This is a genomic window from Chitinophaga rhizophila (assembly GCF_019492185.1).
In the GTDB taxonomy this organism is placed as follows: Bacteria; Bacteroidota; Bacteroidia; order Chitinophagales; family Chitinophagaceae; genus Chitinophaga; species Chitinophaga rhizophila.
The window spans coordinates 940,211-952,282 of sequence record NZ_JAICCF010000004.1; the positions used below are offsets into that span (position 1 = coordinate 940,211).

A 12,072-nucleotide genomic window follows, 5' to 3' on the forward strand; every position below is an offset into this window, starting at 1 on the left:
GTCGGACCTAAAACATCCTTATGAATTTTAAAAGGACCAACAACATCGTCGGTTGGGTTATCTGTATCATTGCCTGCACTGTCTATATTATGACGATGGAGGCCACCGGCAGTCTGTGGGATTGCGGCGAGTTCATTTCAAGTGCCTATAAGGTACAGGTTCCGCACCCTCCCGGTGCTCCTTTATTTGTGCTGTTAGGTAGATTGTTTACCATTCCGCTGGAGCCTTCCCAGGCTGCCCTGGGCGTTAACTTGATGTCCGCCCTATCCAGTGGTTTTACAATTTTGTTCCTCTTCTGGACTATTACACACTTTGCACGTCGCCTGATGGTGAAGAACGTGGCTGAGATCACCCGCGAACAAATGATCGCTATTATGGGCGCTGGTATCGTTGGCGCATTGGCTTATACCTTCTCCGATTCCTTCTGGTTCTCTGCTGTGGAAGGTGAAGTATACGCAATGTCCTCCCTCTTTACCGCTATCGTATTCTGGGCAATCCTGAAATGGGAACATGAATCAGACGAAGCTTACGCTGACCGCTGGATTGTTTTCATCGCTTTCATGATGGGCCTCTCTATCGGTGTCCACTTGCTCAACCTCCTCACCATCCCGGCCATCGTAATGGTGTACTACTTCAAACGTTACAAGGTGACTACTAAAGGAACCATCTGGGCGTTTATCATCGGTTGTGCGATCACTGGTCTGGTGCAGAAATTTGTGATTCAGGATACTATTAAGGCTTCAGGTCTGATGGACGTGTTCTTCGTAAACTCCCTCGGTCTGCCTTTCTACAGTGGTTTTGCCTTCTATTTCATCGCCCTGGCAGGTATTCTGCTGTACGGTCTGAAGAATCCGAAATTTGGTATATACGCTCCGCTGATCCTCGTTGCTTCCGTTATTATCATTCCGGTATTTAACGACAGCACCGGCACAGGCGTAAAAATATTGAAGGTATTGATTGCTGTTGCGATCGTATTTGTACCTTATACTATCAGGCAATTTGATGTAAAGGTTGACTCAGCGAACTTTACACACTTTACCAAAGTAACTATCTACTCCATCATCTTCCTCTTGCTAGGTTACTCTACTTACATCACTACCATGATCCGCTCTACCGCGAATCCTTCTGTAGATATGTATAATGTAGATAATCCGATTTCCCTGGTAGGTTACCTCGGTCGTGAACAGTATGGTGATTTCCCGCTGATTTATGGTCAGGTGTTTACTGCTCGTCCTACCGGTTACGAAGATGTAGGTAATATCTATGCACGTGGTGCAGATAAATATGTCATCGCTGGCAAAAAGCAGGTACCAGTTTATGCTGCAGAAGATAAGATGCTGTTCCCACGTGTATGGGATGCAAGCAATGACCAGGGCCATGCTGATTACTACCGTGACTGGCTCGGACTTGATGCTAATCAGCGTCCAAGCTTTAAAGACAATGTGAGCTTCTTTGTATCATATCAGGTTTACTTTATGTACTTCCGCTATTTCATGTGGAACTTCTCCGGTAAACAAAATGATACACAGGGTTACGGTAACAAACGTGACGGTAACTGGATCACTGGTATCCCTTTCCTGGATAATGTGATGTATGGCGACCAGTCAATGATGCCAGACAGCCTGAAAAACAACAAAGGACACAATACGCTGTTCCTGCTGCCATTCGTTTTGGGCGTCATCGGATTCTTCTACCAATATAATAATCACCGCAAGGATACGCTGGTAGCTGCCCTCCTGTTCTTCTTCACCGGTTTTGCTATTGTGCTTTACCTGAATCAGGCGGGTAACCAGCCACGTGAGCGTGACTACGCCTATGTAGGCTCTTTCTACGCTTTTGCTATCTGGATTGGTCTCGGCGTTCTCTCAGTAACTGAGTTCCTGAAAAAGAAGACCAAATCAGCTATCTCCGCTCCGCTGGCTACCATTGTGTGCCTGCTGGCTGTACCTGTCCTGATGGGCTTCCAGGAGTGGGATGATCATAGCCGTTCTACAAAAACAATCGCACGCGATATCGCTTCTGACTACCTGAACTCCTGCGCAGAAAATGCGATACTGTTTACGGTAGGTGATAATGATACTTATCCCCTGTGGTACGCACAGGAAGTAGAAGGTATCCGTCCGGATGTACGTGTAATCAACCTGAGCCTCCTGGGTGTTGACTGGTATATTGATCAGCAGCGCCATATGGTAAACAAAAGCCAGGGTGTGCCCATGTCCTGGTCCGCGGATAAATACCAGGGTGAAAACCGAAACTACATCCAGTACTACGATGGTGGTAACTTCCCTCAGGATAAGTTCTATAACCTGAAAGAAGTAATGGCATTTATGGGCTCTGACGATCCTCGTGTGAAACTGTCTACAACAGACGGTTCACAGATCAACTATCTGCCTGCCAAGAAGCTGTTCGTTCCGGTAAACGTTGCTGAAGTGATCAAAAACGGTACTGTCGATATCCATGACAGCTCCCGCATCATGCCACAGCTGCCATTCCAGGTAAATAAAAACTACCTGTTGAAGAATGACCTCGCTGTATATGATATCATCGCTGCCAACGACTGGAAACGTCCTATCTACTTCACCAGCCCTACCGACCTGGGTCTGAACGATTACCTGCGTCCGGATGGTCTAACCTACCGCCTGGTACCGCTGAAGAGGAAAGATAATAATGATCCTATGGGCGCTGATGAGAATGTGAACATCCCTGTTATGTACAAGAACCTGATGGAGAAATTCTCCTTCGGTGGTGCTAATGTACCAGGTACATACTTTGATGAGCCTAACCGTAAACTGCTGCAATATCTGCGTGGCGCTTATACCAAACTGGGTACCGCTATGGCCCTGGAAGGTGAAAAAGATTCCGCACTGGCAGTACTTAACAAGAGCGATAAGAATCTGCTGCAGGATAACTTCCCTTACGCAATGACCACACCTGGGCAAATGCACAACTACAGCTCTATGCAGACTGTATATGCATACTATCTTGCCGGCGATGCGAAGAAAGCAGACCAGATCGCGCAGATGATCATCAAAGACTGTACACAACAGTTACAGTACTACCGTAGCCTGCCTCCGGGTAAAATGAATGGCCTGCACCGCGATATGCAGTTGGCAGAACAGTTCATCACCCTGCTGCAACGTATGAAGGAAGACTTCACACATCCTGAACGCCGTCAGCAGCTGGAGCAACCTGGTGCTATCGAAATCGATAGCCAGGAACAGACAACAGACGGATTACCACAATAATAACCGACAACGGTTTAAATATAACGGGGCTGTATCATTACGATACAGCCCCGTTTTTATTTGTTTACTGCCGGAACAGGCAATTCTTCGTTCAACAACCGATACTGCTGGCAATACAAAGGTGCTGCATCCTGATTCAGCGTCTTTTAACCTTTCACTTTCTCCGACACCAATCTGCAAGGATCACACCTGAGATCGAATTTCTCCAGCATCTTATGCGTCAGTTGCCATTCTCTACCACAAGAGGGGCAAGAATGCTCCATCTCCCTACGGTCGTAGTTAAACAGGTAGTAGTAACTCGGCTTTCCTGTCAGTTGTTCCAGCCGGTCACAGATGCCCCGCCCCTGCATCGTCAGCGGACTGCCAATATCTGTAAGGTAGTTATGAAAGGGACGCTCTCCCATGGAACCACGGAACCATAATCCGTCAATACCTTCGTAATCCTTCGACCAGGAATTGATATCTTCATAGCTCCGGTGCCTGGTATAAGTATATGGTAGCGCATACAGCGGTATAGGGGCAAAGTTATCTCCTGATCTTACAGGAGAAGAGCCTCCCCAATACAGTATAAATGAACTTGCAGCAATGCTATCAGCTGCCGATTCTGCTCCCAGTTGCTCGCCCGAATACCTATAAGTAATAGTCACCCCATAACGATCCATAAGAACAGCTATCCATTGATTGACATAATCGCTGTTATAACGCTCATCCAGCGAATCTTTGGTGAGACACTGTACGTGAAGAGAGACATGATCATCCTGGAATAGAAATACGTCGTTCCTCGATACCAGCTGGCCATTAGCGCGTAGAGAACGGATGAAGAAACCTGCATCATGCAGGAATGCTTCCTTTTCTGCTTGCGGCCAGTCGGCCTTTTGAAACAGAATCTGATAAATAAACATAGGATATAGTTATTTCATAATAGGATATAATAAATATACTAAATACTTCCAGTATAAAAAATGATCTCTAGCATATGTCTAAGTACTGATAATTAATGACATAGCTATTTATTGACGCAGTAGGTCTGCTAATATTCCAGCTGACAACGCAAAACAACTTGCATAATGAGTCAATTCTCCGACTTCAATTTCAGCGGCATTAAAGCTGTAGTGCGCGTAGATTTCAACGTGCCGCTTAATGATAAATTTGAGATCACTGATGATACTCGCATGACCAGTGTGCGTATTACCATGTAGACCAGGGGGTATAATAAAAAAACTCCCGCTTTCGCGGGAGCTTTTTCATCAAACATTATTGCACTATTATAATTTGTTGACCTCATCCCACCAGAACTTCACACTCTCCTTCACATCGGGCACACTGTTGTCCCAATTGTATTCATACTCTACTGAAAACATGCCTTTGAAGTTCTGAGACTTGAGTTCTGCTAATACCGCCGGCATATTACATACACCATTCCCCCAGATCACATCATGTGCTTTTGGTGATTTCTCATTCAGGTCCTTAAAATGCAGATGCAGCACATGCCCTTTCAGCTTTTTGATACAGTCTACGGGTTCCATACCTGACCTTACCCAATGGCCAATATCAGCGCATGCACCCATGTACTTACTACGGCCCTGAATTGCCAGCAATACGCTATCCGGATGCCAGTAATGACTTGGTTTCGGATGATCGTGGATAGCTACTTTGATCTTGTATTTATTACAGAGATCTGAGATTAGATCCCAATGGTCTCTTTTAGGTTCAGCTGTGATTACCTGGATGCCCATAGCTTTGGCAAATTTGAACACCTGCTCCCATTCCAGGCCACTGGCAGGAGATAATACACCATAAGCTACCAGTTTCTTATTCTTCTCTTTGAACATGGCCTTCACCTCATCCTGCTTAGCGGCATCCATCCTCCAGTCGAATTTGCCTTCAATGCCATTACCGATTGACTGTCCGTTGTAACACTCTACATATTGTACACCCACACTGTCCATTTTGTCCAGTGCCTGCGCCAGTGTGAAACGGTTAAATGTATAGGCCTGCGCGCCCAGTTTCCAGCCCAGCTTGTCTGCCTTTCCCTGCGCAAAACTCAACGTGGACGTCATCGTTGTACCCGCCAATATTCCGGCCAGTAACAGAACGCTGCTCAATTTTTTAATCATCTGCTAATGTTTTAATTTGTTTATTCAGTAAAGACCTTTGCGAAAATTAACAGCTTTCCCTGAAGAAAGCAAACAATACTGTTCAACCGGTACCTACGGGTTACAAATACGGCCGGCATCCTACAAATTAAGATTTTTGCCAATAATCCAATATGTAATATAAACAATCCGCTATCAAAGAAGGCGGAAATCGTACTTCACACTCACATGCCATCGTCATACAGCTTCGACCAGCGTAGGTATGGCAACGAAACACTACTATTTTCGGGGCATTATCAAAAGCGTGTTGTTGGGGCGGAATGATCACACGGGCTAGGCTGTGGGAGCAGTAAGGGTTAAGATATTAGCATCTAGTCACATATTAACTAAGCGCCAAAGCGCGTTGAATGAAGCATCCCTAAAGGTATTGAAAAGGTTAATTCAGGCGACGGTTAAGAGACAAGTGCCGGTTTATATCTCATTCAATGACCATACAATACAGCTTATAGCAAATAGTGTTGACGAGAACCTACATATTATGCTAACTTACCGGTATGTATCTCCTATATTATCCAGCTGAGTAACTCCCTATCCAAAGGCCATAAACAGGCGTAATTCTGCCTGAGGGTCCACTATAATCTTTGGTCACGCTGCGTCAGATAATAGCGTTAAATAGCCCTCATTTAACACACCGCTATACCTCAATGAATGGGTAACTAAAATAGAAAAAGTACATGCTTTTTAACATCCAGAATCAGGTAACAGTGTTAAGAAATAAACATCCCTTCATATATTACTTTCCATCGCATACATAACCGGCTATTGCATATTCATATTACTGAAAGCAACGAGGTGAAATTGCCGCCCATGGAGTATGCATGTACTTCATACCACTAAATTGCCTAATTTTAAATATTATGAGAGGCATACATTTTTCCAAATTTGAACCCGATGAGCAGCAGGGAAAATCGCCCTTTGAGAAGTTACTGGATGTGTTCACCCAATTGCTGACTTACACCAGCGGCGATGTCAGTGAAGCACTACAATGGCTGACCGAACTGGACAAAGAGTACCAACTTACCAATGAAGAATATGGCATCGGAGACTTTATACAGGAGTTAAAAGAAAAAGGATATATCCGGGAGAACGAAGAAAACGGGAGTATCCAGATAACCGGCAAAACAGAACAAAACATCCGGAAGCGGGCACTTGAGGAAATATTCGGTAAACTGAAGAAGTCCAGCAATGTCGGTAACCATAACACCCGTAAATCTGGTCAGGGTGACGAACTGAATGCCGACAGCCGCCCTTATCAATTCGGAGATGCACTGGAACAGATTGATATGACAGCATCCATCCGGAATGCACAGATCAATCACGGCATAGACAGCTTCTCCATCCATCAGGATGACCTGGAGATACAGGAGACTGACTTTAAAACCCAGACCTCCACGGCCTTGATGATCGATATCTCTCACTCGATGATCCTTTACGGTGAAGACCGTATCACTCCTGCAAAGAAAGTAGCCATGGCGCTCAGTGAACTGATCACCACCCGCTACCCTAAAGATACCCTTGACATCATTGTATTTGGTAATGACGCCTGGCAGATAGAAATCAAAGATCTCCCCTATCTGCAGGTCGGTCCGTTTCATACCAATACCGTCGCCGGACTGGAACTGGCAATGGATATTCTCAGGCGCAGGCGCAATCCCAACAAGCAGATCTTTATGATCACTGATGGTAAGCCTACCTGCCTCAAAAACGGGAAAGAGTATTATAAGAACAGCTTCGGCCTGGACAGGAAAATCCTGAACCGTACGCTTAACCTTGCCGCCCAGTGCAAGAAACTGAAGATTCCAATCACAACCTTCATGGTAGCGACAGACCCGTGGTTGCAAAAGTTCGTAACTGAGTTTACCGAAACCAACAACGGAAAAGCCTTCTTCTCAGGTCTCGATAAACTGGGACAATTTCTCTTCTTCGACTTTGAGAATGGCAAAAGAAAGATGCTCTAATTTGGCATCATATAATCATATCATTGACAGACAATCCATTAAATACAATATGAATATTAACATAAGCACGTTTGGTGAGTTAAAGAAGAGTGGATATAAACCTAAATCCGTTAAAGAAGAGATCAGACAAAACCTGATCCGCAAACTGCAAAATAAAGAAACTGCATTCCCAGGTATCATCGGTTACGAAGACACCGTAATCCCCGATACAGAAAGAGCCCTCCTCTCCAGGCATAACATCCTGTTCCTCGGCCTCCGCGGACAAGCAAAAACGCGTATGGCCAGGCAGATGGTATCCCTGCTGGATGAATACATACCTATCGTGGAAGGCTCTGAGGTAAATGACAGCCCTTACGAGCCACTTTCCCGTTATGCCCGTGATATCGTTGCAGAAAAAGGCGATGCCACTCCTATTGCATGGGTACACCGTGACCAGCGTTACAGTGAGAAACTTGCTACGCCGGATGTCTCTGTAGCTGACCTGGTAGGTGATATAGATCCTATTAAGGCTGCTAATATGAAGCTAAACTACGCTGATGAGCGTGTGATCCACTTTGGTATCATACCCCGCTCTAACAGAGGTATATTCGTTATCAATGAACTACCCGACCTTCAGGCACGTATCCAGGTATCCCTGTTTAATATACTACAGGAAGGAGATATCCAGATACGAGGCTTTAAGGTGCGTATGCCACTGGATATACTATTCGTATTTACTGCCAATCCTGAAGACTATACTAACCGTGGCTCGATTGTTACGCCACTGAAAGACCGTATAGAAAGCCAGATCATCACCCACTATCCAAAAAGCATAGAAAACTCCCTGCTTATTACAGAACAGGAAGCTAACGTACATGATGATCAGCAGAACGTGCATATCAGTGATATGATCAAACGCCTTATTGAACAGGTAGCTTTTGAAGCACGTAACAGCGAATATGTTGATAAAAAAAGCGGTGTATCTGCCCGTCTGACTATTGCTGCATATGAAAACGCAGTAAGTGCCGGCGAGCGTAGGGCAATCATCAATAAAGAGAAGTCTACCTACGTTCGTATTGCTGACCTGCAGGGTATTATACCTGCAATCACCGGTAAGATAGAGCTGGTATATGAAGGAGAACAGGAAGGACCGTTACAGGTAGCGGTGAACCTGCTGGACAAAGCCATCCGCAGCGTATTCTCACAATACTTCCCTAACCCTGACTCCTTTAAGAAACGTAAGCAGAATCCTGCGGCTGCTGAAAACCCTTACCGGGCTGTCATACAGTGGTTTGATAAAGGTAATGCCGTACAGCTACTGCAGGATGTGAATGATAAGCAATACGAGACCTCCCTCTCAAAAGTGGACGGCCTGAAAGAGCTGATCAAGAGCAAATTCCCGCAGGCTAACAACAAAGAACAATTACTCCTCATGGAGTTTGTTTTACATGGCCTTGCCTCCTACTCCCTGATCAGCAAAAAGGTGGTAGAAAATGAAACCCGCTTCAGCGATCTGCTGGGTACTATGATGAATTTCGGTACAAGCACAGAGGAAGAAAGCGAAGACTTTTAAAAACATACTGCGCAGATAAGCAAACGCGGAATATTGGACGATAAATACTCAAATTGCTGTTGCATCTTACAGCTGAAGTAGCTATCTTTCAGTATTCCGCGTTTTGCATTATGCTGCCGCGTTTATTGAAAACAACAATATCATTTACAGTTATGAACAACTCAAGAAGACACTTCATCCGTTCCGCCTCAGCGCTGATGGCAGGTGCCGGTTTAGTCAGTGCATTGCCCTCTTCTCTGCGCGCAGTTGCCCCCAGCGATAAAATCAATATTGCAGCCATTGGTATCAATGGTATGGGTTGGTCAGACCTGACGGCCATTCTGAAAAACCCCTATGCGCAATGTGTAGCGCTTTGTGACGTTGACAAAAATGTGCTGGACAAAAAAGCAGCAGAATTACTGGAAAAGAAAAACCAGAAAGCCAAAACATACAGCGATTACCGTAAACTCCTTGAAGATAAGTCCATTGATGCCGTTATCATCGGTACGCCTGACCACTGGCATTGCCTGCAAATGACCGACGCCGTATCCGCCGGAAAAGACGTCTACGTAGAAAAACCCATCGGGAACTCCATTGGAGAGATCAATGCGATGGTGGCCGCCCAGGAACGTACCAAACGGGTAGTACAGGTAGGACAATGGCAACGTAGTCAGCAACATTTCAAAGATGCTATCGCCTTTGTACACTCCGGTAAGCTGGGTCAGGTCAGACTGGTTAAAGCCTGGGCTTATATGGGCTGGATGCACTCTATCCCAAAGCAGCCCGATGGCGTACCTCCTGCCGGTGTAGACTATGCGGCCTGGCTGGGACCTGCTGAAAAGAAACCTTTCAATCCCAACCGCTTCCATTTCAACTTCCGCTGGTACTGGGATTATGCCGGTGGTCTGATGACTGACTGGGGCGTACACCTGTTAGACTACGCGCTGCTGGGTATGAAAGCACAACATCCTAAATCTGTGATGGCTGCAGGCGGTAAATTTGCCTATCCGGACGATGCCTGCGAAACACCTGATACACTCACAACTGTTTACCAGTTTGACGGTTTTAATATACAATGGGAACATGCTACCGGTATAGATGGTGGACCTTACAACCGTACTCACGGTATTGCCTTCATCGGTAATAATGGCACGCTGGTACTGGATCGCTCGGGATGGGAAGTAATTCCTGAGAAAGGAAAGATGGAAGCTGTTCCGTTCACCAAATCTGTTGATAACGGACTGGACAAACATGCTGTCAACTTCCTGGAAGTAATTAAGTCACGTAAACTGGAGGACCTTAATACGCCTATACAGGCTGGCGCACACGTAGCCGCTGTAGCCCAGTTAGGGAATATTGCCTATAAAACCGGCAAAAAACTAAATTGGGATGGTGTAAAAGGGAAGTTTGATGATAATGCTGCCAACAAATACCTGGCTGCTGAGTATCACAATGGGTACAAGATTCCAAAAATCTGAGCTAATTAAAAAGGGCTGTCAGTTTACCTGACGCCCTTTTTCCATTTATCAACCAACATTATAGCCTTATCTAACCATCGCTGCAGAGTCAAGCATCTCTACCGCTTCAACATTACCCTGCTGTGCTGCGAGATCCGCTGCGGTCAATCCTCTTATTTCACGTATACGCTTGTCTGCACCGGCATCCAGTAATAATTTCACCAGGTTATTCCTGCCAAACATAGCTGCAAACATCAAGGCTGTACCACCATTTCCATGCTGCAGGTTCAGGTCCGCACCGTTACTGATCAGCAAGTTTGCTATCTCCGGATACCCTTTAAAGCTCACACCCATCAGCGATGTATTACCTCCATAATCTGACGCATTCACGTCTGCGCCTGCGTCAAGCAATACAGCAGCTGCCTCTTTCTGACCATTATAGGTGGCAATGATCAGTGGCGTATAACCACGACTATCACGCACATTCAGATCTTCCAGCTTGTGAAGATTCTCGCGGAGAAAAGTAACATTACCGGTTCTGGCTGCATTAAAAACTTCGTCTATCAGATTAGTCATATGTCTGCGGGTTCAAGTAGTTCAAACTAACGGATCGGGTACAACATCACAGATGTCATCTCTGCATATCCCTCCGGATTACATATCTATGTTCCCAACATTAATGCCGTATACTATATGCCTTGCCAGTACCTGATGAATGAGGTACCATATCCCCCTAATGTGGATATGCTTGCCAACCTGTGGACCTCCACCATCACCGCTACTGGTAGTTGACATAACGCTCCGTAAAACTACCATCAGCAAATAACTCAACCAGACCGTAACCTGGGCCTGTCTCCCTGTTATTTCCCTCCCACCATGCACCACTTACAGCTCCGTTGCAGAGGTAGGTCACATTATTATAGACTACTTTATCCCTGAGATGTATGTGTCCGCTTAAACACAGCCTCACATTAGGATGTTGGTAGAACAACCGTATAATATCTGCCGTGTCTGTATGCATATCCCCGCCCAGCATTTCCCAGCGGTTAACAATATTATCCTGTACCATTAATGTAGCAGTCAATATCGGTATATGTGATAAGACACAAACGGGCATTTCTTTAGCGGTCGTCCGAAGCTCTTCTGTAAGCCATTTCATCTGCGCTTCGCCGAGTTTACCAATATACCAGGTATTATCAATGTCAAGATGGACACTATCCAGCACAATGAATTTCCACCCTCCTTTGACGAAGCTATAATAAGGCGCATCCAGCTTCAGCTGATCCATGGCGTACTGTTTACCATATACCGCCTGGCCTTTATTCTGCTCGCTCCACCAGATATCATGATTCCCGAGGGCATAGTGTACCGGCAGGCTACATTCTTCTTTCATAATACTGTGCAGAAGTTGCCATTGTGCGTCAATGGCAGACAGGTTTTCTTTATTCATATCAAATACAATATCTCCGCCGTTCAGTATGAAATCCACCTTGGGCGATTGCGATTGTATATGATGCAGGCATTTACGGAAATGGTCGGGCGCTCCTGCCTTGTTATGCAGGTGTACATCTGTGATATGTGCTACGCGCAGCACGGGCTTCCTGCCGCCAGCAGCCATCGCAGGTAAGGAAATTGCGGGAGCCAGTAGCAGTCCGCCGAACTTTTTGAATAATGATCTTCTTAGCATAATACTGATTTAATACTTGACTGTCCGGGTCTGGTTAC

Annotated in this window: 9 protein-coding genes; 5 read left to right on the plus strand and 4 right to left on the minus strand. The window is 45.6% G+C overall.

Annotated elements, in window-relative coordinates; translation table 11 throughout:
• Positions 1-20: 20 nt before the first annotated feature.
• Complete coding sequence (locus K1Y79_RS23295) at positions 21-3,245, plus strand: glycosyltransferase family 117 protein (RefSeq protein ID WP_220252600.1); 3,225 nt, start codon at positions 21-23, stop codon at positions 3,243-3,245.
• Between the two features lie 146 nt (positions 3,246-3,391).
• Here the strand turns inward: K1Y79_RS23295 and K1Y79_RS23300 are convergent, their stop codons facing one another.
• Positions 3,392-4,147, minus strand: a complete 756-nt coding sequence (locus K1Y79_RS23300; RefSeq protein WP_220252601.1) for a DUF2310 family Zn-ribbon-containing protein — start codon at positions 4,145-4,147, stop codon at positions 3,392-3,394.
• A gap of 165 nt (positions 4,148-4,312) precedes the next feature.
• Here K1Y79_RS23300 and pgk point away from each other — a divergent pair, with 165 nt between their 5' ends.
• Complete coding sequence (pgk, locus tag K1Y79_RS23305; protein WP_236059782.1) at positions 4,313-4,444, plus strand: phosphoglycerate kinase; 132 nt, start codon at positions 4,313-4,315, stop codon at positions 4,442-4,444.
• A gap of 66 nt (positions 4,445-4,510) precedes the next feature.
• Here the strand turns inward: pgk and K1Y79_RS23310 are convergent, their stop codons facing one another.
• Positions 4,511-5,362, minus strand: a complete 852-nt coding sequence (locus tag K1Y79_RS23310; protein ID WP_220252602.1) for a sugar phosphate isomerase/epimerase family protein — start codon at positions 5,360-5,362, stop codon at positions 4,511-4,513.
• 896 nt (positions 5,363-6,258) lie between these two features.
• Between K1Y79_RS23310 and K1Y79_RS23315 the strand changes: the two genes are divergently transcribed.
• The 3 genes from K1Y79_RS23315 to K1Y79_RS23325 all read left to right on the plus strand — a co-directional run bounded on the left by K1Y79_RS23315 (position 6,259) and on the right by K1Y79_RS23325 (position 10,368).
• Entirely contained in the window at positions 6,259-7,359 is a 1,101-nt protein-coding gene (locus K1Y79_RS23315) for a vWA domain-containing protein (protein WP_220252603.1), read from the plus strand.
• A 49-nt stretch (positions 7,360-7,408) separates the two neighbouring features.
• Positions 7,409-8,911 (plus strand): sigma 54-interacting transcriptional regulator, encoded by a 1,503-nt coding sequence (locus tag K1Y79_RS23320; protein ID WP_220252604.1) that lies wholly within the window; start codon positions 7,409-7,411, stop codon positions 8,909-8,911.
• A gap of 152 nt (positions 8,912-9,063) precedes the next feature.
• On the plus strand, positions 9,064-10,368 hold the full coding sequence (locus tag K1Y79_RS23325; protein WP_220252605.1) for a Gfo/Idh/MocA family protein: 1,305 nt from the start codon (positions 9,064-9,066) through the stop codon (positions 10,366-10,368).
• A 66-nt stretch (positions 10,369-10,434) separates the two neighbouring features.
• Here K1Y79_RS23325 and K1Y79_RS23330 read toward each other — a convergent pair whose 3' ends face one another.
• Together K1Y79_RS23330 and K1Y79_RS23335 are read right to left on the minus strand one after the other, a co-directional pair.
• On the minus strand, positions 10,435-10,923 hold the full coding sequence (locus tag K1Y79_RS23330; RefSeq protein ID WP_220252606.1) for an ankyrin repeat domain-containing protein: 489 nt from the start codon (positions 10,921-10,923) through the stop codon (positions 10,435-10,437).
• Positions 10,924-11,125: 202 nt separating this feature from the next.
• Entirely contained in the window at positions 11,126-12,034 is a 909-nt protein-coding gene (locus tag K1Y79_RS23335; protein ID WP_220252607.1) for a metallophosphoesterase family protein, read from the minus strand.
• Between the last annotated feature and the right edge of the window lie 38 nt (positions 12,035-12,072).